Below are 26,017 nucleotides of genomic sequence, written 5' to 3'. Positions count from 1 at the left end.
GGACGGACTTTGGCCCGCTTCCATCGACATGCTGCGGTTCAGCCGTTACTTTTCTCCACGCGGCCTTAGCGTACGATTCTTTCCTTTTTCTGAAGCGACCCCTTGTACGGCGCGATTTTCGGCCTCGTCGTCCTGAAGCTGCTGCTCGGCACCGTCCTGCTTGCCGGGCGCCGTCGCCCCGCACCCTGACGGCCACAGCCGCTCACTGACCCAGGCGAGTCGGGTGGCAGTCCCCCGCCACCGGACTCGCCGCCTTCCGCCCGCCGATTTTCGACAAAGGCTGAGATGATGGGAACCGAACTGCCCCACTGTCTGATCATCACCAACCCCGATGACCTGGCCGGGGCGCCCGTTCCTGCCGATAGGAGCACAGCGTGTCCAGACCCGGACTGGAGCGGCGGCTGCGGTGGTCCTCGCACTCGTCGCGTCGTCTTGCGCAAGCAGCACCTCGAGCGAGGCCCCGGACTTTACCCCGCCTCCGAGGGCGAGCACTACGACATCGGAGAGCCCTCAACCCCCGCCGAGTCAGCCATCCAGCGCGCGAGAGCCGGGCACCACGATCACCACAGCCTCGAGCGACTTCGGCCAGATGCTCTTCGATGCCAAAAAGCAGGCCATCTATATCTGGGAGAGTGAGGAGAGCATCAGGCCCGAGTGTTACGACGACTGCGCTGAAGCGTGGCCACCCGTGCTGACCGACGGAGCGCCGACCGCTAGCGGCGAGGTCGACTCAGCGCTGCTGGGGACGACGGAGCGGCGGGACGGCACGACCCAGGTCACCTACAACGGGCATCCGCTCTACTTCTACGCGCACGAGGGGCCTGGTGAGGTGAAGTGCCACAACGTCTCGACCCACGGGGGGCTCTGGTGGGTCGTAGATCCGGACGGGATCCGAGCCCCGTAGCTGCAGTGCAGGCGGAGCCGAATCGGCGGCGCATCCTGCAGCTACGTGGCGTGGGCTCACCATCCGGGGACTGGCTGCGCCTCGTGAAACTCGATGGTGCAGCCACCAGGGATGTTGAGGTGCGGGTGAGACTTGGCCAGCTCACAGCGGCGAGTACCAGGTCGCCAAAGATCTTCGCCGTTTGGCGAGACGGTGACGGCTTGCGCTGCGTTTTACCTAACCTTGCGGACGCTGTCGCGAGCTCATCAGACAAGTCGACCCAGCCCATCTCGACACCGAGATGATTCTTGGATCAGGTCAACCCGCATTGCTGCGAGAAAGGCTGCCAGCAAATGAATGGACAGAGCCGCTGGCGTCTGACTGAGGCTCACCGTAGACCGATCCCCTAGCGGACCGTGCCGCAGAGGGTTCCCCAAACGGGATTCACCAGGACCAGGCGTGAGTTGGTGCAGGCGACTTTGGACATTCCGTGAAGCCGACTTCGAAAAATCACAGCCGAGGCAGCGTGCTGAGGCAAATAGTCAGGACCCAGGCAGGACGTCCGTAATCCGCCACCGGCCGTCAACGGAGACCAGCACCAGCCGGAGGTTCCGGGCAGCCACCGGTGTGCCCGCCGCCACGACTGCCCCGGACGCGTCTTTCTCCTCATACGGCGACGTGGCTGACGTGACAGCAACAACCACCTGGCCGGGTGGACTTCCAGGCTGGACCTGCAGGTTCGATACGGAACTGGTGAATCCGGCCAGGACGTGGCCGGACTCCTGGAGCCCGGCCCTGAGACCTGCATCCGCGGCAGCGGCAGCAGATCCCGGGGCATTCACCAGATCCAGCAGCTCCAGCCGGCCGGAGCTGAAGGCTACGGACCTCACCGCGGCCAGTCCTTGGACTGCTTGAAGCGGGTCCGCCGAGGCCAGCTGCGCCGCGGCGGCTGCCGGGACTCCAGTGGCGGCGAACACTGGGTCCACCCCTCCGGCATCCGCACTCTCCGCCACCGCCTCTGGCCAAGCTGGCGCCCCCCACGGACCATCCGGCCCAAAGACGCCGGCGGACCAGATAGCGCCTGCCAGGATCGCACCCGCTCCCACCGCCAACAGCACTGTGCCCCGATTGTGCCCGGCCGTCCCTGAGCGCACACGGCGCCGGGACGGGCCCGGGGGCACCGATTTCGACGACGCCACCGTCCGACGCCTCGCACCGGCGTTGGATTCGTGGTCCTTCGAGACAGGTTCCACGGCATGTCTGCCGCGCGGCGCCAGCATGTTACCGTCGCCCACCTGGACCGGTGCGGCGAGGCTTCCTGCCGCTGGTGCCCCGGCCTTACTCTCTCCGGGCATCTCCGCTTTCTCCCCGGCCGGGAACGGAAGGACCTGCCGCACCCCCATCAGCCCGGACCAACGCGACGTCGAGATCCGGCGCCGCCAGGCCCGGAGACCATTCCGCAGCGCGCCGCCGGGATGTTCCGGGACGGGGCGCCGCGTCAGGAGCTGCGGGATAACCGTGGCGTGGACGGAGGAGGCGAGGTCCACCGGCAACGGTGGGGCACTGCGATACACCGCCGTCGCCAGCTCAACAGCCGTGGGCCGGAGCCGCCGGTCCTCATGAAGGCCAGCCTCCAGGGCCGCGGCCAGCTCGGCTGGAACGTCAGGGAGCAGAAGGGAAAGAGGCGGACGGTCGGCGGTACGGCGTGGCGGCTGGCCCGTAAGGCAGTACCACCCCAGCGCCGCCACCGAGTAAACGTCGCGTTCCGGCTGCAGCCCCGCCCTCACGGCGTCCACCGGTGCGGGATCCATGAACCCCGGGGTGCCATGGTCCGGCACTGCCGAAACATCACCCACCATTCTGGCGATGCCGACGTCGGACAGCATTGGCTTGCCATGGCCTGTAAAGAGGACGTTCCCGGGCGATACGTCACCGTGGGTGAACCCCTGGCCGTGCAGGTAGCCAAGTACCTGGGCAATAGGGGTGAGCACGGTGACCGTCTCCCCGATGGTGAGCTTGGCCCTGCTTCCGACCAGCTCTCCGAGGGAACCGCCGGGCGCGTAATCCAGCAGCAGCCCTAGTGTCCCTCCGGCCGTCACTGCTGATCCGGCCGGCTCGCGAAGACGGAGGGCGTCGTGGGCTTTGATGAGGTGCTGGTGGTCAAGGACAGAAAGAATGCGGATTTCACGGCGGATGGCCTCCTCGGCGTCGGCCCCGGTTTCCCTGCCTTCGCCGGGACCTGTCGAGCCGCTGTGCCCTGTACCGAGGCATTTCAGCGCAAACTCGCGGCCGGACCTTGCTTCCGTAACCAGCCACACGGTTGAACTTCCGCCGCGGCCCAACACGCGGCCCACCAGGAAGCCGGGAACCACCGGGGCAGTGAAATCATCCATGACTCATGTCTAGCGGAATCCGGGAATGCCTGCAGAAGTTATCCACAGGCCCGCTGGATCGGACAAAGCACGCGTCAGTGCATGAGAGGTCCGACACTATATCCGGACCCGTCGCGGATCGGGGTCTAAGCTTGACGGCATGACTCTTGAGTTTTCACAGGTGGGTCTCGCCCCGGACTTCGTTGACTACACGCGCGGCTGGGATCTGCAGCGCGGGATCCACAGCAAGGTCGTCACAGCCGAAGCGCCCAGCACTGTCCTCATCCTTGAACATGCCGCGGTCTATACAGCGGGCAAGCTCACGGAAGAGCACGAACGCCCGTTGGACGGTACGCCCGTCGTTGCGGTGGACCGCGGCGGAAAGCTGACCTGGCACGGCCCCGGCCAGCTGATCGCGTATCCGATCCTCAAGCTGAAGAACCGGTCCGGCATCCGAGACTACGTTGAGCGGCTCGAAGCCGTCATGATCGCGGTCATGGCTGACTATGGCATCAACGCAGAGCGCATCAAGGGACGCGCCGGCGTGTGGATCACGGCTGACAGCAAGGGCCCGGACCGGAAAATTGCAGCAATCGGCATCCGCGTCCTGGACGGGGTCACAATGCACGGCGTCGCCATTAACTGCAACAATGATCTGGCGCCTTATGCCCAGATCATCGCCTGTGGCATCACCGACGCCAGCGTCACCACAATGTCCATCGAAACCGGCAGGAACATCGCCCCGGGCGATATCGCGGACCGGTTCGTGGAAGAATTTCGCAAGCACGAAGAAGCACTCGTTTCAAGCCCTGAGGGAGCACTCCTGTGACACTGGCACCAGAAGGCCGGAAGCTGCTGCGCGTTGAGCAGCGCAACTCTGCAGTACCCGTGGAGCGGAAGCCGGAATGGATCAAGGCGAAGGTCCAGATGGGTCCGGAGTATGTCCAGCTCAAGAACCTGGTCAAGAAGGAAGGCCTGCACACGGTGTGTGAGGAGGCCGGCTGCCCGAACATTTTCGAGTGCTGGGAAGACAAGGAAGCCACGTTCCTGATCGGCGGGTCCGAATGCACCCGGCGCTGTGATTTCTGCCAGATCGACACGGGCAAGCCCTCCCCGGTGGACATGTTCGAGCCCACGAAGGTGGCCCGCTCGGTCCTGGCCATGCAGCTGCGCTACGCCACCGTGACCGGGGTGGCCCGTGATGACCTGGCCGATGAGGGTGTCTGGCTGTACGCCGAGACGGTCCGGAAGATCCACGAGCTGAACCCGGGAACCGGCGTCGAACTGCTGATCCCTGACTTCTCCGGCAAGCCCGAACACATCGCGGCGATCTGCGATTCCAAGCCCGAGGTCTTCGCGCACAACGTCGAGACCGTGCCCCGGATCTTCAAGCGCATCCGTCCCGCGTTCCGGTACGACCGGTCCCTGGATGTCATCACCCAGGGCCGCAAGCTCGGGATGGTGACCAAGTCCAACCTGATCCTGGGCATGGGCGAGACCCGCGAGGAGATCTCCGAAGCCCTGCGGGACCTGCACGAGGCAGGGTGTGACCTGATCACCATCACCCAGTACCTGCGCCCAAGTGAACGGCACCTGCCGGTGGACCGCTGGGTCAAGCCGCAGGAGTTCGTGGACCTCCAGGACGAGGCCAACGAAATCGGCTTCCTCGGCGTCATGTCCGGCCCGCTGGTCCGTTCCTCCTACCGGGCCGGCCGGCTCTGGGCCACCGCGATGCGCAAGAAGGGCTGGGAAATCCCCGCCGAACTCGCCCACATCGAGTCCTCCGGCAGCACCCGCCAGGAAGCCAGCTCACTGCTCGCAGCCCGCGCCTAAGCCGTAGTTTGCTATCCCTGAGGGCCGGCACCGGACATTATCCGGCGTCCGGCCCTCAGGCATAAATCACGTAGAATTGAGGAACTATGGCGAACTCCCCTGATTCCAGTAACAGCACTCCGGCGGCCTCTGACGCCCCGAAGCGTGGCCTCTTCTCGCGCAAGCCAAAAGAAGCGAAGGTCAAGAAGCCCAGCCGGCTCAAGCAGATCGGCGAAGTCTTCAACATGACCCGCCGCCATGATCCCATGGTCCCGTGGCTGATGCTGCTGGTGTTCCTGGGTGTTGTGGCTGTCAGCTTCCTGGTGGGATTTTGGCTGGAAAACTGGATCACCGGCCTGCTCATCGGTATTCCGTTGGGCCTCCTCGGCGCCACCCTGATCCTCTCGCGTCGTGCCGAACGCGCCGCGTTCGCCCAGATTGAGAACCAGCCCGGAGCTTCGGGCGCGGCACTGGGCACGCTTAAGCGTGGCTGGATCACCGAGGACCAGCCGGTCGCCGTTAACCCGCGCACGCAGGACGCCGTGTTCCGCGCCGTCGGCCGTCCCGGCGTCGTCCTAGTCAGCGAAGGCCCCACCATCCGCGTCAAGCCAATGCTCGACGCCGAGCGTAAGCGCCTTGCGCGCATCCTCCCGAACGTCACGGTCCACATGATCGAAAGCGGCCGCGGCGAGGGCCAGGTTCCCATCAGCCAGGTAGCCAAGAAAATGGGCAAGCTGAAGAATGAACTGACCAAGCTTGAGGTGAATGCGGTATCCAAGCGCATTTCCTCGCTGGGCAACCGCCTCCCGATTCCCAAGGGAATCGACCCCTACAAAGCGCGCCCCAACCGCGGACGCTAAGACCCTTGAACCGCCCTGCTTCCGGCTTACCGGAACCAGGGCGGTTTTTGTCTGCCGGACGCCGCCGAACAGGCGGGCACATTGATTGGAAGTCGCAACATGACCATCCCCGTTAGAACCCTTGTTATCCGGGCCTTCCGCGTCCTGGCTGTTGCCGAAGCCTTCAGCTGGGCTGCCCTGCTGGCTGGCATGTACTTCAAGTGGATCGCCAAGACCACCGAACTGGGTGTGGAGATCGCCGGCCCCATCCATGGTGCGCTGTTTGTGGGCTACGGCATCGCCGCCCTCGCCCTGTGGCGGCTCCAGCGGTGGCCCTTCATTGTGGCCCTGTTCGCGGGACTGTCGGCGGTGTTCCCGTTCGCCACTGTCGCGTTCGAACGCTGGGCCGGAAAGCGCGGCTACCTGACGCCAGGCACGGCCGTTCCTGCCGGGACAAAGGAAACAGCGGGGGTCTGACGGCGCACTGGCTGTGTTCAGAGCTGTCAGGTGTTCGCGGACGTCAGGCGCCGGCGAACCGGCGAGGCCGGGTTCCTGATTACTGCTAGCGCCGCACGAGGATCGTATTCATCGCCTTGTCGTGCAGTCCCCGCTGGTCCGGATCGAAAATGACGGCGGGAATCACCAGGCACAGCAGCAGCGACCTCACCACGGCAGCCATTGGACCCGCGGGCCCGCCGCCCAGCCGCTGCACCTGGATCCCGGCCACGCGGTGGCCGATGCTGTAACCGAGGGTGCCCACAAGCAGCATCTGTTCCACGGCGAAAATCGCCAACGTGGCCCAGGAGTCACCGCCGAAGGCAAAATTGCTGATCAGCAGGGCAATCCCCCAGTCAAGGACGATGGCGAGGATGCGCCTGCCCGCCCTGGCGATGGAGCCGGAACCGGATTCGGGCAATCCCAGTCGCTCCCCCGGGTACCTTGAGATGCCGGACGTGTCCGGTCCGCTGAGCCAGGAGCCAATGTCATTGCGATCTACCACCGTCCAAGCTTACCGACTCACCGCCGACCACAGAGTGGAAACCGTTGGACCACACTACGGACACCGGATAGCGTTACCTGTTCAGGACAATTCTGTAACCTGAACAGGGCATTCTGTAACCTGCCCGAAACAATGTGGACACTGACGGGAAATGACGTGTCCATAGGCTGATAGCAGTTTCAAGCAATACCTCCCAAGCAGGGAAACTTGGTTTCCCTGCCCTTCGGATTGCGCTGGATCAGTTGGCTTGCCAGCCAGATATTACATATGCGTAAGGAGCATAGATGTTCAAGACTGCGGACGAAGTCCTCAAGTTCATCAAGGACGAAGATATTAAATTCGTCGATATCCGCTTCACCGATCTCCCGGGCGTGCAGCAGCACTTCAACGTGCCGGCAAAGAGCGTCGACGCGGACTTCTTCGTCAACGGCCAGCTCTTCGATGGTTCCTCCATCCGCGGATTCCAGGGCATCGCCGAATCCGACATGCAGCTGATCCCGGACGTCACCACCGCATTCCTGGACACCTTCCGCATGGAGAAGACCCTTGCGCTGAACTTCTCCATCGTGAACCCCCGCACCGGAGACCCTTACCACCGCGACCCCCGCGGCGTGGCCGAAAAGGCTGAGGCCTACCTCGCCTCCACGGGCATCGCCGACACCGCGTTCTTCGCTCCGGAAGCCGAATTCTTCGTCTTCGACAACGTCCAGTACCAGTCCTCCCCCGAGGGCAGCTTCTACAAGATCGACTCCGAAGAAGCACACTGGAACACCGGCCGCGAAGAAGACGGCGGAAACCTCGGCTACAAGACACCCATCAAGGGCGGCTACTTCCCGGTTTCCCCCACCGACAAGCAGGCTGACCTCCGCGACGCCATGTGCATCGCCCTGGATGAGGCCGGCCTCGAGGTTGAGCGCAGCCACCACGAGGTAGGCTCCGCCGGCCAGGCTGAAATCAACTACAAGTTCACCACCCTGACCCACGCCGCAGACGACCTGCAGAAGTTCAAGTACGTCGTCAAGAACACGGCCGACGCCTGGGGCAAGTCCGTGACCTTCATGCCGAAGCCGGTCTTTGGCGACAACGGTTCGGGCATGCACTGCCACCAGTCGCTGTGGACCAACGGCGAACCGCTGTTCTACGACGAAAAGGGCTACGCCGGCCTGTCCGACATGGCCCGCTGGTACATCGGCGGCCTGCTGAAGCACTCCTCGTCCGTCCTCGCCTTCACCAACCCGACGGTGAACTCCTACCGCCGCCTGGTCAAGGGCTTCGAAGCTCCGGTCAACATGGTGTACTCGCAGGGCAACCGCTCCGCCGGTATCCGTATCCCCATCACGGGTTCCAACCCCAAGGCCAAGCGCATCGAGTTCCGCGCTCCGGACCCCTCGTCCAACCCGTACCTGGCCTTCGCTGCCCAGCTGATGGCCGGCATTGACGGCATCCGCAACCGCATCGAACCGCCGGCTCCGATCGACAAGGACCTCTACGAGCTGCCCGCCGAGGAAGCCAAGGACATCCCTAAGGCTCCGGGCTCGCTGGAAGAGGCACTGGAGGCCCTGCGCGAGGACAACGAGTTCCTCCAGGCCGGTGGCGTGTTCACCCAGGACCTGATCGACACCTGGATCGAGTACAAGTACGAGTACGAGATCCGCCCGCTGTCCCTGCGCCCGAACCCGTACGAGTTCGAGCTCTACTACGGCGTCTAGCCAGATCCGCGGCTGAACCCGTTCAGTCCGCCAAAAAGTCCGCCCGGGCTGCCAGCGTCAGTGCTGCAGGCCGGGCGGACTTTTTTGTCCCTAAGGTGGGGGCTGACTCCAGACGTGCTGAGACCAGAAGCCAGCCCCCTGACATGTGCTCCCCGAGACGAAGACTTTTCAAGCCTTCCCCCCAACAAGGTTTGAAGAACACCGCCAATCCACATGATCGATCAATGTAGAGCCGGAGGCAATGCCCGCCCGCCGTGTCTGGACGAATTATCCCTTGAAGCTCCGGTACATGATCCGTTGCGGTCCGGAACTGCCGCCCAGGTATTGCCCCTGGTCCATAAAGCCGGCGGTCCTGTACGCGGACAACCCGGCCGGATTGGCTTCGTTGACGGAGAGCACGACGCCGGCCTCGTGCGTTCCGCGCCTGGCGGTCAGTTTCGCGGCCGCCTCCACCGCGGACGTTGCCGCCAGCGGCCCGAGGCCTTGCCCCTGGTGGCGCCTGTCGATCAGGAAACCGCGTAGCAGCCACGCAGAGTCCTCGTCCGGCCAGCCGGCCAGGCGCGCGGCACCGGCCTGGAGGGTCAGCACGCCAACGGCGTAGCCCGCGGCCTCCACGACAAAAGGGAACCGCGAATCCTCCTCCAGTCCCGCCAGGACCATGCGGAGCGGGTCACCCACGAAGCTGCTTTGCCCTGGGCCCAGCTCAATGTTTGCCACCTCTCCCAACTGGATGGCAAGGGCATCAGCGTCGAGGTCATCCAGGGCGATGAGCCAAACCGAATCAACCCGGGTTTTCAGGTCGGCTGTCCGTCTGATCCGGCGGGGGCCCCGTCGTCGGCCGGTGGACCGGCAGGGTCCATCCAGAGGACCTCCCACAGGTGCCCGTCCGGGTCCTGGAAACTGTGGTTATACATAAAGCCGTAGTCCTGGACCTCCTGCGACGGGGCGCCGCCGGCTGCCAGCGCCTTGCGTACCGTTGCGTCGACGGCTTCCTTGCTGTCCACCGAAAAGGCCATGATGGCCTCTGTGGAACTGGTGGCGTCGGCTACATCCCTGGAGGTGAAGGTTTTGAAGAAACCCTCCACTAGGAGCATGACAAAGGCGTTGTCGTTGATGATCATGCAGGTCGCGTTTTCATCGGTGTAGTCCGGGTTGAACGAGAAGTCCAGGGCGGTGAAGAAATCGACGGACCGCTTCAGGTCCTTGACGGGCAGGTTCACGTAAATTTGCGTTGCCATGGCCCCCAACCTAGCACCGCACCGGCGCGGCTGTCTGCAGCCTTCGAGGAGGACCCGGACAGCCGCTAATGGCCGTAGAAGGCCCTCTCGAACACGGCCCGGGCCCGCCGGCTCAGGCGGAGGTAGTCCTCTTCCAGGGCGGCCGCGTTGCCAGGTTCGTAGCCGCACCAGCGTGCCACCGCCTCAAGGTCCCCGCGTGCGGACGGCAGTGTGTCCGACGCCCTGCCGCTCCAGATGACGTTGGCGGACCGGATCCGGCTGGCGAGCCGCCACGCGTCGGCCAGCAGTTTCGCGTCAGGCCCGGTGAGCAGGTCCAGTGCAGCCGCCGCTTCCAGGGCCTCCACCGTGGATGTGGTCCGCAGTTCCGGGTGCTTGGCCGCGTGCTGGAGCTGAAGGAGCTGCACCAGCCACTCGACGTCGCTCAGTCCGCCGCGGCCAAGCTTCACGTGGCGTGCCGGATCCGCCCCGCGCGGCAACCGCTCCGCTTCCACCCGCGCTTTGACCCTACGAACCTCCCGGACGTCCTGCTCCGAAATCGACTCCGGGTACCTGATGGGGTCGATGAGGGCCAGGAAGTCCTCGGCCAGGGCATCGTCGCCCGCCATCGGCCGGGCCCGCAGCAGCGCCTGCGCTTCCCAGATCAACGACCACCGGCGGTAATATTCGGCGAACGAATCGAGCGAGCGGACCATTGCCCCGTTCTTGCCCTCGGGCCGAAGATCCGCGTCCATCTGCAGTACCCGCTCGGCCATGATGGCCGGCTTGAGCGGCTGCGTGAGCAGGCTGGAGACCTTGGCGACAATCCGGGCCGCCTGATCCTGCGCTTCCTCGTCCGTATAGCCCGGCAACGCGCGGTGCACGTACATGACGTCGGCGTCGGAGCCGTAGCCGATCTCGCGGCCGCCCTGGCGGCCCATCGCCACCACCAATACCGCGGTCTTGAGCGGTCCCGCAGCAGAGACGATGCCTTCGGCCACGCGCAGCGCGCCCAGCACAGCTGCCCGGTCTGTGTCAGCCAGCGCCGCGCCCACCTGGTCCTGGTTGAGAAGCCCGGCAGAATCGGCGATCGCGATCCGGAGGATCTCCCGGCGCCTAATGAGCCTGATCAGCCTGATGGCGTTTTCCGGGTCCGAGTGGCGCGACATTTTGGACGCGATCTCCTGCCACTGGGCGTCGAAGCCCAGCGGCACGAGGTCTTTGTTGGTGCCCAGCCACGCCACCGACTCCGGCGAAACCTCTAAAAGATCCGCAATCAGGCGTGAGTTCGAGAGCACGTTGCATAGCCGTTCAGCCGCCGCTGTGGAATCCCGGAGCATGCCCAGATACCAGTGGGTGGTGCCAAGGGCCTCACTGACGCGCCGGAACGCGAGCAGCCCGGCGTCGGGATCAACACCTTCGGCGAGCCAGTCCAGCAGGACGGGCAGCAGCTGGCGTTGCAGGGCTGCCCGCCGGCTGACACCGGCGGTGAGTGCCTCGATATGCCGCATGGCACCCTGCGGGTCACGATAGCCCAGCGCGGCGAGGCGGCCCTGGGCAGCCTCCGGTGTCAGTCTGGCGTCCTCGCTGCTGAGTTTGGCAGCAGTGTTAAGCAGCGGACGGTAGAAAATACGTTCGTGCAGTTCGCGGACGGAGCGTTTGGTTTTCTGCCAGGTGGCCAGCAGCGAAGCCGGCGGCGGCCTGTCATTGGAGAAGGGGCTAAGCACTGCCTTTGCGAGGGCGCGCTGTGCAGCTTCGCTGATGGGCATCAGGTGTGTCCGCCGGAGCTGGAAGAGCTGGATGCGGTGTTCCAGGAGGCGAAGGTACCGGTATGCGTGATCGAAAGCGGCGGCGTCGGACCTGCCGATGTAGCCTCCGGCCGAGAGTGCCGCTATTGCCGCGGTGGTATCCCTGCGCCGAATGGTTTCGTCGGATTTTCCGTGCACCAGCTGGAGCAGCTGCACGGTGAACTCCACGTCCCGTAGGCCACCGCGGCCGAGTTTGATCTGCCGCTGTTCCTCCGCCGCCGGGATATGCTCGGTAACCCTTCGGCGCATCGCCTGCACGGACTCCACGAACCCTTCACGGCCCGCGGAGCTCCAGATCAATGGGGCCACGGCTTTTTCGTAGCGTTCCCCCAGGTCCTTGTCACCGGCGATGGTCCGCGCCTTCAGGAGCGCCTGGAATTCCCAACTCTCGGCCCAGCGGGCGTAGTAGCTTTCGTGTGAGGCCAAGGTTCGGACCAGTGGGCCGGACTTGCCCTCCGGCCGCAGGTTGGCGTCCACTTCCCAGAGGCCGGGTTCACGCGCCACGGAGGAGATCGCCCGGGAAATACCGGTGGCCAAGGCCGTGCCGATAGTACTGGCACGGGCGTCGTCCAGGTCGCCGGCGTCGATCACGTAGATGACGTCGACGTCGGAAATATAGTTCAGTTCCCGCGCTCCGCATTTGCCCATCCCGATGACGGCCAGGCCAACGGCGGCCACCTCCCTGGCGCTGAACTGCTCGGCAGCCTCGGCACGGGAAACTGCCAGTGCGGCTTCGATCGCGGCCCCTGCCAGGTCAGCGAGTTCAGCTCCGACGGCGGGCATAAAGTCCAATGGGTCAGCAGCGCACATGTCCTTGACCGCCAGGTCCACCACCCCGCGGCGGTAGGCCGACCGCAGCGCGGCATAGGCGTCGGCTCCGGTCATTCCCGCCACGGGCCGTGCTGACCCGGGCTCCGCGAGAACGGATTTCAGGAGGACAGAGCGGAGGTGTTCCGGGTCTGCCTGAAGTGGCTCGGGACTGGCCGTGACGTCGAAGGCGTCCAGGTGCTCAGGGTGCCGGATGAGGAATTCCCCCAGCGCTTCGGAGGCCCCGAGCACCCGGTAGAGCGGCTCGCTGACCTCCGGATCGGCCGCGGCCAGCTCCCGGAGACCGGGGTGCTTTTCGATCAGCCGCACCAGTGACTGCAGTGCGGTGTCGGGGTTGGCGGCCATTTGCAGGCCGGCGAAAATCCTGTCCGGGTCCAAGCCGTCCAGTTCCGGGGCAGCAAGGAAGCGCTCACCCTTCTCCAGGTCACTGAAGCCGGCTGAGATGAGGCGGCGTGCGAGGCTCACCGCCGCTTAGAGAATGCCGAGGTTGCGCTGCAGCTCGTAGGGCGTCACCTGGAGCCGGTAGTCCTGCCATTCGGCACGCTTGTTGCGCAGGAAGTGCTCGAAGACCTGCTCGCCGAGGATCTGGGGCATCAGTTCGGAGTCCTCCATGGACCGGATGGCATCGTGAAGGCTGGCGGGCAGGGGGTCGTGACCCATGGCACGGCGCTCGGCGGAGCTCAGTGACCAGACGTCGTCCTCTGCTGCGGCGGGCAGGTCGTAGCCCTCTTCGATCCCCTTAAGCCCGGCCCCCAGCAGGACGGCGTAGGCAAGGTAGGGGTTCGCTGCCGAATCGATGCCGCGGTATTCGATGCGGGCCGACTGGCCCTTGCCGGGCTTGTACAGCGGGACGCGGACCAGGGCCGAACGGTTGTTGTGGCCCCAGCTGAGGTAGCTGGGCGCTTCGCCGCCACCCCAGAGCCTCTTGTAGGAGTTTACGAACTGGTTGGTCACAGCCGTGAACTCGGGAGCGTGCTTCAGGATGCCTGCGATGAACTGGCGGGCCGTCTTGGACAGCTGGAATTCGGCGCCCGCCTCATAAAAAGCGTTGGTGTCGCCCTCGAACAGCGAGAAGTGCGTGTGCATCCCGGAGCCGGGGTGGTCGGTGAAAGGCTTGGGCATAAATGTGGCGTAGGTTCCCTGCTGGAGGGCCACTTCCTTGATCACCGTGCGGAACGTCATGATGTTGTCCGCGGTCTGCAGGGCGTCCGCGTAGCGCAGGTCGATCTCGTTCTGGCCGGGACCGGCTTCATGGTGGCTGAACTCAACCGAAATGCCCACGGATTCCAGCATGGTCACGGCCGTGCGGCGGAAATCCTGCGCCACGCCGCCGGGAACGTGGTCGAAGTAGCCGCCCTCGTCAACGGGTACCGGAGCACCGTCGGGCCCGGGCTGCTGGGACTTGAGGAGGTAGAACTCGATCTCCGGGTGCGTGTAGCACGTAAAACCCATGTCCGCAGCCTTGGCCAGCGTGCGCTTGAGGACATTGCGCGGATCCGCGGCCGACGGTTCGCCGTCCGGAGTCAGGATGTCGCAGAACATACGCGAGGTCTGTTCGGTCTCGCCACGCCACGGCAGGATCTGGAACGTGGACGGATCCGGCTGCGCCAGCATGTCCGATTCGAACACGCGTGCCAGGCCTTCGATGGCTGAACCGTCGAAACCGAGCCCTTCCTCGAACGCACCTTCAACCTCGGCCGGGGCAAGTGCCACAGATTTGAGTGAACCTACGACGTCGGTGAACCACAAACGTACGAACCGTACGTCGCGCTCCTCGATTGTGCGCAGGACAAACTCTTGCTGGCGGTCCATGATGGCCTCTTCTCCGGTCAATCGTTCATGCCCCGGGTCCGCGGAAGCGGCAGCCGGCAGCAGTTCACCTTCACTTTACTAAGCAATCGGCTCCAATGCGGGCGACGGCGCCGCACGTAACACAGCGTTAACACAGCAACCGTTGACGGCCGCGCCCGCAGGTGGCAAAAATGCCCTTGGCGAGCACACGAATATGACGCGGATCACGGTCCGCCAGCCCGTCTGCGGTGGCTAGGACTGCTGCTGCCGCATTACGCTCTTGCCATGGCCTCAACCAATAGCTCTGAGTCAAGCGCGTCCGCTGAAGTACACGCACCGTACGGAAACGGACCTGCACCGGTGCAGCCGCCGTCGTCGGAAGTGAACGCGAAGCCCGCACCCAGGGTGCGTATCCACCACCTGCAGCAGGCCAAGCGGGACGGCAAACGCTTCGCCATGCTGACCGCCTACGAGCAGTACAGCGCGGAGATCTTCGACCAGGCCGGCATCGAGGTCCTCCTGGTCGGCGACTCGGCGTCCAACAACGTATTCGGCAACGAGACCAGCCTGCCGGTCACAGTGGATGAACTCCTGCCCCTCTGCCGCGCCGTGGCGCGGTCCGCCAAGCGTGCCCTGGTGGTGGCAGACCTGCCGTTCGGCAGTTATGAAGTCTCGGCGCAGCAGGGTGTGGAAACAGGTGTCCGGTTCCTCAAGGAGGGGCTGGCCCATGCTGTCAAGATCGAGGGCGGAAAATACTACGCGGAAACCGTCCGGGCCATGGTCCAGGCCGGCGTCCCGGTGATGGCCCATATCGGCTTCACCCCCCAGAGTGAACACGCGCTGGGCGGATACCGGGTCCAGGGCCGCGGGGATGACGCCCAGCGATTGATTGACGACGCCGTGGCGCTGGTGGAGGCGGGGGCGTTCGCTGTCCTGATGGAAATGGTTCCGGCCGACACTGCGGCCGCCGTTGACGCGGCGGTCGGCGTGCCGACGGTGGGGATCGGCGCCGGCAACGCCACCACGGGGCAGGTGCTGGTGTGGCAGGACATGGCCGGGTTCCGCGGCGGCAAGATGGCGAAGTTCGTCAAACAGTACGCCGACTTGCGCACTACCCTCAGTGACGCGGCGAAGGCGTACGGCGATGAGGTCCGAACAGGTCAGTTCCCCGGACCGGAGCACTCCTTCTAGCAGCTGACGCGCTCCCCAGGCTCGCAAGCTCGCGGGGGGCCCTCGCACGTCAGTCCTGGTCGTCCTGTTTGTCCCAGGCCTCGTTGCGGGCCCGGACTTTTTCGAGAGCGTGTTCGGCCTCTTCACGCGTTTTGTAGGGGCCGATCAGCTGGCTCCAGTCTGAGAGCGCGTCCTCTTCCACCTCGTGGGTGTTCACGTTGTACCAGTACTCAGTCATCGGTCCTCCTCGTTCCAGCCGGCGGGGGCCCTGCGGTGATCCACGTAACTTAAACGTGGATGCGGACAGCTTGGGGCTTCCAGTTACTTGGCCTAATGCGGTGCCTTATATGATCAATCTATGCCTTCCCTAGCCTCGACTGCACCCACCGGCACCCTTACCCGCGGAACCGTCAGCCCGCAGCTCCCCGTTCCCGCGTCCATCCCGCGCCCGGAATACGTAGGCAAGCCCGGCCCGGCCAAGTTCACCGGCTCCGAGATCAAATCTGCCGAGACCGTTGAGAAAATCCGGATCGCCAGCCGGATCGCCGCACAGGCCATCGTTGAGGTGGGCAAGCACATCAGGCCCGGCGTAACCACCGACCAGTTGGACAAGGTGGGTCACGAATTCCTGCTGGACCACAAGGCCTACCCGTCCACGCTTGGCTACCGCGGGTTCCCGAAGTCCCTGTGCTCGTCGCTGAATGAAGTGATCTGCCATGGCATCCCGGACAGCACCGTGGTCCAGGACGGCGACATCCTCAACATCGACATCACCGCTTTTATCAACGGAGTCCACGGCGACACGAACCACACCTTCCTGGTGGGCGACGTCGACGAGGAGTCGCGCCTGCTGGTGGAGCGCACCCGGGAATCCCTCAACCGGGCCATCAAAGCCGTGGCTCCCGGCCGGGAGATCAACGTGATCGGCCGGGCCATCCAGTCCTACGCCAAGCGTTTCGGCTATGGCGTGGTGCGGGACTTCACCGGCCACGGCGTGGGCGAAGCGTTCCATACGGGCCTGATCATCCCCCACTACGATGCAGCGCCGGCCTACAACACAGTCATCGAGGCCGGCATGGTGTTCACCATCGAACCCATGCTGACCCTCGGCACCATCGAGTGGGACATGTGGGAGGACGACTGGACAGTTGTCACGCGCGACCACAAGCGGACCGCCCAGTTTGAGCACACACTGCTGGTGACAGAATCCGGCGCCGAAATCCTCACGCTCCCCTGAAGTTTTTTCCGGTCAGCCGCCCGGCCGACCTGCCGCCCTGCCACGAACGGAACAACATTGGCCAAGAAGGACGAGAAGTCGCACAAGAACGCCCCGCTGATCGGCATTGACATCGGCGGTACGGGAATCAAGGGCGGCATTGTCGACCTGAAAAAAGGCAAGCTGCTGGGTGAGCGGTTCCGCGTGCCTACGCCCCAGCCCGCCACCCCTGCCGCTGTAGCCGACGTCGTGGCGCAGGTGGTTGCCGAGCTGTCAAGCCGCCCGGAGGCTCCGGCCGCGGATTCGCCCGTGGGCGTCACCTTCCCCGGCATCATCCAGCATGGCGTGGTCCATTCGGCGGCCAATGTGGACAAGACCTGGCTCCATACCGACATTGATGCTTTGCTGACCGCACGCCTTGGCCGCCCGGTGGAGGTCATTAACGACGCCGACGCCGCCGGGCTGGCGGAGGCCCGTTTTGGTGCGGGTCAGGGGGTGGATGGCACTGTCCTGGTGATCACCCTGGGCACCGGAATCGGCTCAGCATTCATCTTCGATGGCCGCCTCGTCCCCAACGCAGAACTGGGGCACCTGGAAATCGACGGCTTTGACGCCGAAAGCAAAGCCTCAGCCGTGGCCCGCGAAAGGGACGGACTGAGCTGGGAGGAATACAGCGTGCTGCTGCAGCGCTACTTCTCGCACGTGGAATTCCTGTTCTCGCCCGAGCTGTTCATCGTGGGAGGTGGCATCTCCAAGCGCGCAGACGAATACCTGCCGCACCTCAAACTGCGCACCCGGATCGTGCCGGCCGAACTCAAGAATGAGGCCGGGATCGTCGGTGCCGCCGTCGAAATTGCCATTAAGCACAAGCTCACAAAATAGCATGTAGCTGCCCGGTGCCGAGAGGCAGCGGGTGCCGGTGGTGGCGGCGGCTTCCCCTCCGCGGCCACCACCGGAGCTTACAGGGGGCTCTTTTCGGAGCTCTTCGCGGGCGCCGCCGCGGGTTGCGTGCCTTCTTCCACAGACTCGTGGCGGAGCAGGGCAATGGCCGTCTCGAAGTCCTCAAGGGATTCGAAGGCCTGGTACACGCTGGCAAAACGCAGGTAGGCCACCTGGTCTAGCTTCTGCAGCGGACCAAGGATGATCAGGCCGACTTCATGGGCGTCGATCTCGGCCGCGCCCGAGGCCCGGATCTGCTCCTCCACCTCCTGGGCAAGGAGCGCCAGGTCGTCTTCGCTGACCGGCCGGCCCTGGCATGCCTTGCGCACGCCGTTGATGACCTTGCTGCGGCTGAAGGGTTCGCCCACTCCGGAGCGTTTGATCACCGAAAGGCTGGTGGTTTCCACGGTGGTGAACCTGCGGCCGCATTCCGGGCACTGCCGGCGGCGGCGGATGGCCGAGCCGTCGTCGGCCATCCGGCTGTCCACAACGCGGGAGTCCGGATTGCGGCAAAATGGACAGTACATGGTGTCCTCTCCCTCGATGTCTTCCGGCGCCGATGTTTCCGGCCCCGGCGGACCTCTCCGTCTCTCAGTTTACGACTACATGTAGCGGAATAACAATCCTGTAATTACCACATGTAGTGGTGCCCGCAGCCGGCCCCGCAAGGCCGGCGGCGTCAGCGGGCCTCGCGGAAGCGTGCCGTGACCGCTTCACCGTGCGCCGGCAGGTCCTCGGCACCGGACAGGCTCACAATGTGGCCGCTGACTTCCTGCAGCGCGGCCCGGCTGTAGTTGATGACCTGGATGGCGCGCAGGAAAGTGGTGACGTTCAGTCCGGAGGAAAACGCCGCGGTCCCGCTGGTGGGCAGGACGTGGTTGGAGCCGGCGCAGTAGTCGCCCAGGCTGACAGGACTGTAGTCCCCCACAAAGATCGCCCCGGCGTTCCGGATCCGGGCAGCGACCGCCGGCGCGTCAGCGGTCATGATTTCAAGGTGTTCAGCGGCGTAGGCGTCGCAGGCGGCGATGCCCTGCTCCAGGTTCTCCACCAGGACAACTCCCGACTGCGGGCCGGAGAGCGCCTGGCATACACGCGCGGAGTGCTTGGTGCCGGCCGCCTGCCGGTCCAGTTCGGAGCGGACCGCCGCGGCCAGGTCCTCCGAGTCCGTGATGAGCACGGAAGCCGCCTGGGGGTCGTGCTCCGCCTGGCTGATCAGGTCTGCCGCCACCAGGCCAGGTTGCGCCGTTGAATCAGCCAGGATCGCGATTTCGGTGGTCCCCGCCTCGGAATCGATTCCCACCACACCTTTGACCAGGCGCTTCGCCGTAGCCACAAAAATGTTTCCCGGACCCGTGACTACATCAACGGGCTCCAGCGCCGGCCCGGAGTCATGCGCCGGTACTCCATAAGCGAACGCAGCGATGGCCTGGGCCCCGCCGATGGCGTAGACCTCGTCGATGCCGAGCAGGGCCGCTGCCGCGAGGATGGTGGGGTGCGGGAGGCCGCCGAAGTCCTTCTGCGGCGGCGATGCCAGGGCAATGGACTGCACTCCCGCAGCCAGCGCCGGGACAACATTCATGATGACCGACGACGGATAGACGGCGAGACCGCCGGGGACGTACAAGCCGACCCGCGATACCGGCACCCAGTTCTGGCTCACCAGCGCACCGTCGCCGAGTTCGACGTCGAGATCCCGCGGCCGCTGCCCGTCCGCGAAGCGCCGGGCCCGGCTGATGGATTCTTCCAATGCGCTGCGAACCGCCGGATCCAGTTCAGCCAGCGCCCGGGCCAACGAGGCCGCCGGGACGCGGGGGTGGACCTGCTGGACTCCGTCGAAACGGAGTGCCAGGTCGCTGAGGGCTGCAAAGCCGTCCTCGCGGACGGCTTTGATGATATCCAGCACCTTTTGTTCCGCATCCGCCACGGTGTGCTGCCGGGCACGGGGAACAGCGGCGCGCAAACCGGCAAGCGTCAGGTCCCTGCCCCGAAGGTCGACCGTCCGGAAGTTGACAGCGGCGGCAGGCGGGGTGGCGGGAAGTTCAGGAGAAATGGTCACCGGTCCATTTTACGCGCCGGGCGCGTTGCCTTCGGCTACCGGCGTGCCCGCACTCCCAGGCCCGCTCTTGAGCAGGTTTATCAGGCTCAGGACAAACACGGACGTGGCAGTCGCGGCTGGCCACAGGATCAGCACGGACAGGGACCGGAGCGAGAACGCGACGCTGGCATTGACAGATGTATCTGCGGGGCCGCCCCACAGCTGGCCCGCAAGGACGCCGGTCAGCCACGCGATCAGGGCGCCGCCCAGTCCGCCGGCCAGTCCCAGGAGGAAGGCCGCCTGCGCATCGCGGCCGCCTTTATCGGTCAGGAAGACAGCCACCAGGCACCCTGCGAACACACAAAGCCCCGCAAGGGTGAGGTCCCTGAGCAGCCACACCTCCGGATTGGTCCCGTCGGCCAGGGCGGGGTTGCGCGTGATCAGGTTCATCCCCCCTGGCGCGAGCAGCCACCACAGCAGGCCGACGGGAACGCCACCGGCAGCAGCAGCGGCAAACCATTTCCACGGCAGCCGGGACGACCGGCGGCTGATGTGTTGTCTCATGAAATAAACCTTAACAAAGGTCGGGCATGACCGATCAAACGACGTGGGCAGTCTTGACAGATGACGTGCCGGGTCCAGCGATTGCTCCCTCTCCGACGGGGACTAATACCCTTAAGGAAGAGTCCATTCCAGCCTGCTTTTCAGGGAGCAATTCTCAAGATGACAGACAAGACGCCGTTCGAGGGCACCTTCAAGGAAATGTTCCGGCGGCATGCTGCCGGGGTCGCCATCATCACCGTGAACTACCAGGGCGAGCCCTACGGCTTTACCGCCACGTCCGTGGCGTCACTTTCAGCACAGCCGCCGCGGTTCACTTTCAACATGGCCCGCAGTTCAAGTTCCTGGCCGGCCGTGGCCAATGCCACCTACCTCGGCGTCCACATGCTGGGCCTGGAAAACCAGGCGCTGGCGGACCGTTTCGCCCGCACCAAGGACAGGTTCGGCGGGGACCACTGGGAACTTGGCCCGCACGAGGTCCCGATCCTCAAAGACGTCGCGGGCTGGCTGATCGGCAAGATCCAGATGCGGCTCTCCTTCGAGAACAATGCCGTGGTGGTGGTTGAAGTTGTGGACGGCGAAGTGGGCGACGACGGTTCGCCGCTCCTGTACCACGCCGGCGGCTATGGACAGCCGGTCCCGCTGGACTACGAGATCTAACTATCGGGTCCTAGTTATCCAGGCAGGTTGGGCCCAGGAGCACCTTCAGGTCACCGAACAATGACGGACTGGGGTTGACCCTGAGATGGACGGGGAGGCCCATGACTTCCGTCCGGGCGTCCCCCTGCAGGTGCAGCCGGACTTCAGAGTTCCCCCGGTGGTTCCGAAGCACATCGCCCAGTTCGGTGACAACAGCTTCGGTTGCCTTGTGGGTGGGCATCGAAATCAGCACGGGGCCGTTGGTCCCTTCACTGAGGTCCGGAACGGACAGTTCCATGCAGTTCAGCGTCACGGCACCGTCGTCCCGTCGCTGCAGGCGACCCTTGACCACCACGATCAGGTCCTCGGCAAGGACCGAGGCGATAGGGCCGTAGACCTGGCCGAAGAACATCACCTCCATCGAACCGCCGAGGTCTTCGATCTCGGCACGGGCATAGGCGTTGCCACTCGCCTTGGCGATCCTGCGGCTAAGTGAGGTGATCATGCCGGAGATCGTAATGATGGCGCCGTCGTGCGGCCCGTCTTCGCCGATGATCGAGGTGATGGACTGGTCCGCGTGCTGGCTGAGGAGTCCTTCCAGGCCCTGCAGCGGGTGGTCCGACACATACAGGCCGAGCATGTCCCGCTCAAAGGAGAGCTTGTCCTTCTTCTCCCATTCCGGCAGGTCAGGGATCTCGATGCTCAGCGACGCTTCGGATTCGGCCTCCTCGAAACCGGCGAAGAGATCGAACTGGCCGATCGCTTCGTTTCGTTTGAGGGTGATGACGGAGTCGATGGCCTCTTCATGGATCATCGCCAGCGCACGCCGGTGGTGGTTGAGGGAATCGAAGGCTCCGGCCTTGATCAGGGATTCAATGGTCCGCTTGTTGCAGACCACGGCGGGGACCTTCATGAGGTAGTCCTTGAAGGACGTATAGGCGCCTTCCTTTTCGCGCGCGGCCACCATCGCTTCGACGGCGTTGACCCCTACGTTGCGGATGGCGCCCATGCCGAAGCGGATGTCGGTGCCTACCGGGGTGAAGTTCAGCGCGGATTCGTTCACATCCGGCGGCAGCACGGTAATCCCCATGCGCCGGCATTCGTTGAGGTAGATTGCCGATTTGTCCTTGTCGTCACCGACCGACGTCAGCAGGGCAGCCATGTATTCCGGCGCAAAGTGCGCCTTCAGGTAGGCGGTCCAGTAGGAGATCACGCCATAGGCGGCGGAGTGGGCCTTGTTGAAGGCGTAGTCGGAGAACGGCAGCAGGATGTCCCACAGGGTCTTGACGGCGGCCATGGAATAGCCGTTGTCCTGCATGCCCTGGGAGAATCCGGCGAACTGCTTGTCCAGCTCGGATTTCTTCTTTTTGCCCATGGCGCGCCGCAGGATGTCTGCCTGCCCGAGGGAATAGCCAGCGAGCTTCTGGGCTACGGCCATCACCTGCTCCTGATAGACGATCAGGCCGTAGGTTCCGCCGAGGATTTCAGCAAGGGGTTCCTTGAGTTCGGGGTGGATCGGGATGACTTCCTGGATCCCGTTTTTGCGCAGCGCGTAGTCGGTGTGCGCGTTGGCGCCCATGGGACCGGGCCGGTAGAGCGCAAGCACGGCGGAGATGTCTTCGAAGTTGTCAGGCTTCATCAGCTTCAGCAGGGAGCGCATGGGGCCGCCATCCAGCTGGAACACGCCCAGGGTGTCGCCACGGGCCAGCAGTTCATAGGAGGCCACGTCATCCAGGGCCAGGCTGTCCAGGTCCAGGTCCAGGCCGCGGTTGAGCTTGATGTTCTCCAGGGCGTCGGAAATGATCGTCAGGTTCCGCAGGCCGAGGAAGTCCATCTTGATCAGGCCCAGGCCCTCGCAGGTGGGGTAGTCGAACTGCGTGATCACCTGGCCGTCCTGGATGCGCCGCATGACCGGGATGACATCGATGATGGGGTCCGAGGACATAATGACGCCGGCAGCGTGCACGCCCCATTGGCGCTTCAGCCCCTCAATGCCGAGAGCCGTCTCGAAGACCTTGGCGGCCTCGGGATCAGTTGCGATCAGCTGGCGGAAGTCACCGGCCTCGCTGTAGCGCTTTGAGTCCTTGTTTTGGATGTCGGCGAGCGGGATGTCCTTGGCCATCACGGCCGGCGGGAGCGCCTTGGTCAGCTGCTCGCCCATACTGAACGGGTAACCCAGCACACGGGAGGAGTCCTTCAGTGCCTGCTTGGTCTTGATGGTGCCGTATGTGACAATCATGGCCACGCGCTCGTCGCCGTATTTCCGGGTCACATAGTCGATGACCTCGGACCGCCGACGGTCATCGAAGTCAACGTCGAAGTCAGGCATGGACACACGGTCCGGGTTGAGGAAGCGTTCAAAGATCAGCCCGTGCAGGAGCGGATCCAGGTCCGTGATGCGCATGGCGTACGCCACCATGGAGCCGGCTCCGGAGCCACGGCCCGGACCGACGCGGATGCCGTTTTTCTTCGCCCAGTTGATGAAGTCGGCCACCACCAGGAAGTAACCCGGGAACCCCATGGAGGTGATGACTTCGAGCTCGTAGTCCGCCTGGGTGCGGACTTTGTCCGGGACACCGCCCGGGTACCGGTATTCCAGTCCGGTGGCAACTTCCTTGACCAGCCAGGATGTCTCGTCCTCGCCCGGCGGGCACGGGAACCGCGGCATGTAATTAGCACCGGTGTTGAACGAGACATCGCAGCGCTCGGCGATCAGCAGGGTGTTGTCGCACGCATCCGGGTGGTCCCTGAACAGCTCCCGCATCTCCTGCGGGGATTTGAGGTAGTAGCCGCTGCCGGAGAACGCGAAGCGGGAACCGCCGTTGTCATACGATGGCTCCAGCAGCGTGGAACCCGACTGGATGGCAAGCAGGGCCTCGTGAGCCTTGGCATCGTGTTCGTGCGTGTAGTGCAGGTCGTTGGTGGCCACCAGCGGCAGGTTGAGGTCCTTGGCCAGCCGCAGCAGGTCCCCTGTGACCCGGCGTTCGATGTCCAGGCCGTGGTCCATCAGTTCGCAGAAATAGTTCTCCGCACCGAATATGTCCCGGAATTCCGAGGCGGCTTCCATGGCCTCGCGGTACTGGCCCAGCCGCAGCCGGGTCTGGACCTCCCCCGAAGGGCAGCCAGTAGTGGCGATCAGGCCTTCGGAGTATGTGTTCAGGAGCTCACGGTCCAAACGTGGCCACTTGCCGAAGACTGCGTCCAGCGAGCCAATGGACGAGGCCCGGAAGAGGTTGCGCATGCCGACGTTGTTATAGCTCAGCAGCGTCATGTGGGTGTAGGAGCCACCGCCGGAGATGTCGTCCTTGCGCTGGTGTTCCTCGCCCCAGCGGACACGGCTTTTGTCCGTCCGTGCGGTGCCGGGGGTGACGTAGGCTTCGACGCCGATAATCGGCTTGATCCCCTGGTCCGTCGCGCGCTTCCAGAAGTCGAAAGCCCCGAAAAGGTACCCGTGATCGGTGGTGGCCAGAGCCGGCATCCCGAGGCGTTCAGTCTCGTTGAAGAGCTCACCCAGGCGGGCTGCGCCATCCAACATGGAGTATTCGGTGTGGTTGTGGAGATGGACGAACGAGGCATTGCTGGAAGTCACCGCACCATTCTAAGCGCTGGCGGACCGCCAAGGGCCCAGCGACCCAGCCGCTAGGCCTCCCCGGACTCCAGGACTTCGAGGGCAAAGGCCAGGTCCTGCGGGTATTCGCTGGTCACGGTCACGCGCTCCCCCGTTACCGGGTGGTCGAAGCCGAGCTGCCGGGCATGGAGCCATTGCCGGGTCAGGCCCAGTGTGGCGGCGAGCCGAGGATCCGCCCCGTAGGTAAGATCTCCGGCGCATGGGTGCCGCAACGCTGAGAAATGGACACGGATCTGGTGTGTACGCCCGGTCTCAAGGTGCACCTCCACCAGCGTGGCCTTGCCAAAAGCCTCCAGGACCTCATAGTGCGTGATCGACGGCCGGCCGTCTTCGATCACGGCAAAACGCCAGTCGTGTCCGGGGTGGCGACCGATTGGTGCGTCGATGGTGCCCTCCAGCGGATCCGGGAGCCCCTGGACCACCGCGTGGTACACCTTCTCCACGGTGCGCTCCTTGAAGGCCCGCTTCAGGGCCGTATAGGCGCGCTCCGTTTTGGCCACCACCATCACCCCGGACGTGCCGACGTCAAGCCGGTGCACGATCCCCACCCGTTCGGGGGAACCCGACGTCGAGATCCGGAAGCCGGCTCCGGCGAGACCGCCGACTACCGTGGGCCCTACCCAGCCGGGCGACGGATGCGCGGCAACGCCCACCGGCTTGTCCACAACGACAAATTCGTCGTCGTCCAACAGGATTTTCAGGCCTTCCACAACTTCCTCCACCACTTCGAGCGGGTCCCGTCGTTCAGGCACCGTCACTTCCAGGACATCGCCGGCAACCAACCGCGCGGACTTTCCGAGTTTCTTGCCGCGGCTCACCACGTTGCCTTCAGCAATGAGGGTCGCGGCCATTGACCGGGAAATCCCCATCAGCTTGGCGAGCCCTGCGTCCGCCCGCGTTCCGCCGAATTCGTCGGCGACCACCACACGCTCAGACACCGTCCGTGTCCTTCGGCTGTGCTGCCTCTCCCCGTGGCGCCGCGACGTGGCGTGAACCGTCAAGGGCGATCCCCTTAAGCGTGAGGATGCAGATGATGGCCACCGCTGAGACCACCGCGGAGTCGGCGATGTTGAAGATCGCAAAATTGGGCAGCTGGATGAAATCCACCACGTGCCCCATGCCGAACGAGGGCTCTCGGAAGAGCCTGTCCGTCAGGTTGCCCAGGGCCCCGCCCAGGAGCAGACCCAGTGCCAGCGACCACCAGGCCGAACCCAGCTTGCGCACCTGGAACAGGATGGCGATGGAGACGCCGGCCATGATGATGGAGAACACCCACGTGACATTTTCCCCGATCGAAAATGCGGCGCCGGAATTGCGGATGAAGTACCAGTGCAGGAGCGGCGGAAGCACCGGGATGCGTTCACCCTCCACCATCGTGGACGTCACCCAGAGTTTTGTCAGCTGGTCCAGGACGTACGCAAAGACCGCAAAACCGGCAAAGAGCGAGAGCAGGAGTGCCCGCCGGGGGCGGGCCGATGAATGAGAAGGGTTTGCGGCGTCAGCGGCGAGGTGGTCAGTCATGGTGCTTTCATTTTGTAAAACCGATGTTAAATCCCAAAAACCGGCGGCCGAG

Annotated in this window: 23 protein-coding genes; 10 read left to right on the top strand and 13 right to left on the bottom strand. The window is 64.5% G+C overall.

The features are described 5' to 3' along the window. Positions 1-589 precede the first annotated feature (589 nt). Complete coding sequence (locus NIBR502772_RS10420) at positions 590-904, top strand: hypothetical protein (RefSeq protein WP_141140117.1); 315 nt, start codon at positions 590-592, stop codon at positions 902-904. A 521-nt stretch (positions 905-1,425) separates the two neighbouring features. On the opposite strand, the gene NIBR502772_RS10415 is transcribed toward NIBR502772_RS10420, so the two are convergent. Further along, positions 1,426-3,276 carry a serine/threonine-protein kinase gene (locus NIBR502772_RS10415; protein WP_141140116.1) on the bottom strand — a complete coding sequence of 617 codons (1,851 nt, stop codon included), beginning with the start codon at positions 3,274-3,276 and terminating at the stop codon, positions 1,426-1,428. A gap of 139 nt (positions 3,277-3,415) precedes the next feature. Here NIBR502772_RS10415 and lipB point away from each other — a divergent pair, with 139 nt between their 5' ends. The 4 genes from lipB to NIBR502772_RS10395 all read left to right on the top strand — a co-directional run bounded on the left by lipB (position 3,416) and on the right by NIBR502772_RS10395 (position 6,383). Next, positions 3,416-4,084, top strand: coding sequence for a lipoyl(octanoyl) transferase LipB (gene lipB, locus NIBR502772_RS10410; RefSeq protein WP_104061937.1), 669 nt, complete (start codon positions 3,416-3,418; stop codon positions 4,082-4,084). After that, complete coding sequence (gene lipA / locus NIBR502772_RS10405; RefSeq protein ID WP_141140115.1) at positions 4,081-5,088, top strand: lipoyl synthase; 1,008 nt, start codon at positions 4,081-4,083, stop codon at positions 5,086-5,088. The genes lipB and lipA overlap by 4 nt, the downstream gene beginning before the upstream one ends. Positions 5,089-5,174: 86 nt before the next feature. Beyond that, entirely contained in the window at positions 5,175-5,927 is a 753-nt protein-coding gene (locus NIBR502772_RS10400; protein ID WP_141140114.1) for a DUF4191 domain-containing protein, read from the top strand. 99 nt (positions 5,928-6,026) lie between these two features. Beyond that, complete coding sequence (locus NIBR502772_RS10395) at positions 6,027-6,383, top strand: DUF3817 domain-containing protein (RefSeq protein WP_141140113.1); 357 nt, start codon at positions 6,027-6,029, stop codon at positions 6,381-6,383. An 85-nt stretch (positions 6,384-6,468) separates the two neighbouring features. On the opposite strand, the gene NIBR502772_RS10390 is transcribed toward NIBR502772_RS10395, so the two are convergent. Further along, positions 6,469-6,906, bottom strand: a complete 438-nt coding sequence (locus tag NIBR502772_RS10390; protein WP_141140112.1) for an RDD family protein — start codon at positions 6,904-6,906, stop codon at positions 6,469-6,471. A gap of 284 nt (positions 6,907-7,190) precedes the next feature. On the opposite strand from NIBR502772_RS10390, the gene glnA (NIBR502772_RS10385) reads away from it, so the two are divergent. Next, on the top strand, positions 7,191-8,615 hold the full coding sequence (gene glnA, locus NIBR502772_RS10385; protein ID WP_056342177.1) for a type I glutamate--ammonia ligase: 1,425 nt from the start codon (positions 7,191-7,193) through the stop codon (positions 8,613-8,615). Between the two features lie 267 nt (positions 8,616-8,882). Here the strand turns inward: glnA (NIBR502772_RS10385) and NIBR502772_RS10380 are convergent, their stop codons facing one another. From NIBR502772_RS10380 to glnA (NIBR502772_RS10365), 4 genes are all read right to left on the bottom strand, one after another. Further along, positions 8,883-9,431 carry a GNAT family N-acetyltransferase gene (locus NIBR502772_RS10380; protein ID WP_246848794.1) on the bottom strand — a complete coding sequence of 183 codons (549 nt, stop codon included), beginning with the start codon at positions 9,429-9,431 and terminating at the stop codon, positions 8,883-8,885. Further along, complete coding sequence (locus NIBR502772_RS10375; RefSeq protein ID WP_141140111.1) at positions 9,410-9,853, bottom strand: VOC family protein; 444 nt, start codon at positions 9,851-9,853, stop codon at positions 9,410-9,412. Before NIBR502772_RS10375 ends, NIBR502772_RS10380 begins: the two co-directional genes overlap by 22 nt. 65 nt (positions 9,854-9,918) lie before the next feature. Beyond that, positions 9,919-12,930, bottom strand: a complete 3,012-nt coding sequence (locus NIBR502772_RS10370) for a bifunctional [glutamine synthetase] adenylyltransferase/[glutamine synthetase]-adenylyl-L-tyrosine phosphorylase (protein WP_141140110.1) — start codon at positions 12,928-12,930, stop codon at positions 9,919-9,921. Positions 12,931-12,936: 6 nt separating this feature from the next. Beyond that, the gene (glnA, locus tag NIBR502772_RS10365) at positions 12,937-14,277 is read right to left on the bottom strand and encodes a type I glutamate--ammonia ligase (protein ID WP_056342417.1); all 1,341 of its coding nucleotides are present in this window, start codon (positions 14,275-14,277) and stop codon (positions 12,937-12,939) included. Positions 14,278-14,541: 264 nt separating this feature from the next. Here glnA (NIBR502772_RS10365) and panB point away from each other — a divergent pair, with 264 nt between their 5' ends. Further along, on the top strand, positions 14,542-15,447 hold the full coding sequence (panB, locus tag NIBR502772_RS10360; RefSeq protein ID WP_141140109.1) for a 3-methyl-2-oxobutanoate hydroxymethyltransferase: 906 nt from the start codon (positions 14,542-14,544) through the stop codon (positions 15,445-15,447). A 49-nt stretch (positions 15,448-15,496) separates the two neighbouring features. Here panB and NIBR502772_RS10355 read toward each other — a convergent pair whose 3' ends face one another. After that, on the bottom strand, positions 15,497-15,664 hold the full coding sequence (locus NIBR502772_RS10355; RefSeq protein ID WP_141140108.1) for an SPOR domain-containing protein: 168 nt from the start codon (positions 15,662-15,664) through the stop codon (positions 15,497-15,499). A gap of 120 nt (positions 15,665-15,784) precedes the next feature. Here NIBR502772_RS10355 and map point away from each other — a divergent pair, with 120 nt between their 5' ends. Beyond that, positions 15,785-16,663: a type I methionyl aminopeptidase gene (gene map, locus NIBR502772_RS10350; protein WP_141140107.1), complete on the top strand. Its 879-nt coding sequence runs from the start codon at positions 15,785-15,787 to the stop codon at positions 16,661-16,663. A gap of 57 nt (positions 16,664-16,720) precedes the next feature. Then, the gene (gene ppgK / locus NIBR502772_RS10345) at positions 16,721-17,524 is read left to right on the top strand and encodes a polyphosphate--glucose phosphotransferase (RefSeq protein ID WP_104063551.1); all 804 of its coding nucleotides are present in this window, start codon (positions 16,721-16,723) and stop codon (positions 17,522-17,524) included. Positions 17,525-17,601: 77 nt separating this feature from the next. Here the strand turns inward: ppgK and nrdR are convergent, their stop codons facing one another. The 3 genes from nrdR to NIBR502772_RS10330 all read right to left on the bottom strand — a co-directional run bounded on the left by nrdR (position 17,602) and on the right by NIBR502772_RS10330 (position 20,180). Further along, positions 17,602-18,108, bottom strand: a complete 507-nt coding sequence (nrdR, locus tag NIBR502772_RS10340; RefSeq protein ID WP_104063550.1) for a transcriptional regulator NrdR — start codon at positions 18,106-18,108, stop codon at positions 17,602-17,604. A 152-nt stretch (positions 18,109-18,260) separates the two neighbouring features. Next, positions 18,261-19,637, bottom strand: coding sequence for a histidinol dehydrogenase (hisD, locus tag NIBR502772_RS10335; protein WP_141140106.1), 1,377 nt, complete (start codon positions 19,635-19,637; stop codon positions 18,261-18,263). A 9-nt stretch (positions 19,638-19,646) separates the two neighbouring features. Continuing rightward, positions 19,647-20,180, bottom strand: coding sequence for a hypothetical protein (locus tag NIBR502772_RS10330; RefSeq protein WP_141140105.1), 534 nt, complete (start codon positions 20,178-20,180; stop codon positions 19,647-19,649). Positions 20,181-20,339: 159 nt separating this feature from the next. Here NIBR502772_RS10330 and NIBR502772_RS10325 point away from each other — a divergent pair, with 159 nt between their 5' ends. Beyond that, positions 20,340-20,837: a flavin reductase family protein gene (locus tag NIBR502772_RS10325; RefSeq protein ID WP_104063547.1), complete on the top strand. Its 498-nt coding sequence runs from the start codon at positions 20,340-20,342 to the stop codon at positions 20,835-20,837. A gap of 10 nt (positions 20,838-20,847) precedes the next feature. On the opposite strand, the gene dnaE is transcribed toward NIBR502772_RS10325, so the two are convergent. From dnaE to lspA, 3 genes are read right to left on the bottom strand one after another with little or no spacing between them, the layout of a single operon-like run. Beyond that, positions 20,848-24,405, bottom strand: a complete 3,558-nt coding sequence (gene dnaE / locus NIBR502772_RS10320) for a DNA polymerase III subunit alpha (RefSeq protein WP_104063546.1) — start codon at positions 24,403-24,405, stop codon at positions 20,848-20,850. A 50-nt stretch (positions 24,406-24,455) separates the two neighbouring features. Continuing rightward, a complete protein-coding gene (locus tag NIBR502772_RS10315; protein ID WP_056342205.1) occupies positions 24,456-25,382 on the bottom strand; it encodes an RluA family pseudouridine synthase in 927 nt (308 codons plus the stop codon). Then, complete coding sequence (gene lspA / locus NIBR502772_RS10310; protein WP_141140104.1) at positions 25,375-25,965, bottom strand: signal peptidase II; 591 nt, start codon at positions 25,963-25,965, stop codon at positions 25,375-25,377. Before lspA ends, NIBR502772_RS10315 begins: the two co-directional genes overlap by 8 nt. Positions 25,966-26,017: the final 52 nt, after the last annotated feature.

The organism is Pseudarthrobacter sp. NIBRBAC000502772, assembly GCF_006517235.1.
Lineage (GTDB): Bacteria > Actinomycetota > Actinomycetes > Actinomycetales > Micrococcaceae > Arthrobacter.
This window is presented reverse-complemented; position numbering and strand designations above follow the sequence as displayed.

What these genes read in the sequence shown, in the direction of transcription:
- NIBR502772_RS10325 (WP_104063547.1), top strand. Translation starts at nt 20,340, where the DNA reads ATGACAGACAAGACGCCGTTCGAGGGCACCTTCAAGGAAATGTTCCGG.
- glnA (WP_056342177.1), top strand. Translation starts at nt 7,191, where the DNA reads ATGTTCAAGACTGCGGACGAAGTCCTCAAGTTCATCAAGGACGAAGAT.
- panB (WP_141140109.1), top strand. Translation starts at nt 14,542, where the DNA reads ATGGCCTCAACCAATAGCTCTGAGTCAAGCGCGTCCGCTGAAGTACAC.
- map (WP_141140107.1), top strand. Translation starts at nt 15,785, where the DNA reads ATGCCTTCCCTAGCCTCGACTGCACCCACCGGCACCCTTACCCGCGGA.
- NIBR502772_RS10395 (WP_141140113.1), top strand. Translation starts at nt 6,027, where the DNA reads ATGACCATCCCCGTTAGAACCCTTGTTATCCGGGCCTTCCGCGTCCTG.
- NIBR502772_RS10355 (WP_141140108.1), bottom strand. Translation starts at nt 15,664, where the DNA reads ATGACTGAGTACTGGTACAACGTGAACACCCACGAGGTGGAAGAGGAC.
- lspA (WP_141140104.1), bottom strand. Translation starts at nt 25,965, where the DNA reads ATGACTGACCACCTCGCCGCTGACGCCGCAAACCCTTCTCATTCATCG.
- NIBR502772_RS10415 (WP_141140116.1), bottom strand. Translation starts at nt 3,276, where the DNA reads ATGGATGATTTCACTGCCCCGGTGGTTCCCGGCTTCCTGGTGGGCCGC.
- NIBR502772_RS10330 (WP_141140105.1), bottom strand. Translation starts at nt 20,180, where the DNA reads ATGAGACAACACATCAGCCGCCGGTCGTCCCGGCTGCCGTGGAAATGG.
- lipB (WP_104061937.1), top strand. Translation starts at nt 3,416, where the DNA reads ATGACTCTTGAGTTTTCACAGGTGGGTCTCGCCCCGGACTTCGTTGAC.
- nrdR (WP_104063550.1), bottom strand. Translation starts at nt 18,108, where the DNA reads ATGTACTGTCCATTTTGCCGCAATCCGGACTCCCGCGTTGTGGACAGC.
- glnA (WP_056342417.1), bottom strand. Translation starts at nt 14,277, where the DNA reads ATGGACCGCCAGCAAGAGTTTGTCCTGCGCACAATCGAGGAGCGCGAC.
- NIBR502772_RS10420 (WP_141140117.1), top strand. Translation starts at nt 590, where the DNA reads ATGCTCTTCGATGCCAAAAAGCAGGCCATCTATATCTGGGAGAGTGAG.
- NIBR502772_RS10375 (WP_141140111.1), bottom strand. Translation starts at nt 9,853, where the DNA reads ATGGCAACGCAAATTTACGTGAACCTGCCCGTCAAGGACCTGAAGCGG.
- NIBR502772_RS10400 (WP_141140114.1), top strand. Translation starts at nt 5,175, where the DNA reads ATGGCGAACTCCCCTGATTCCAGTAACAGCACTCCGGCGGCCTCTGAC.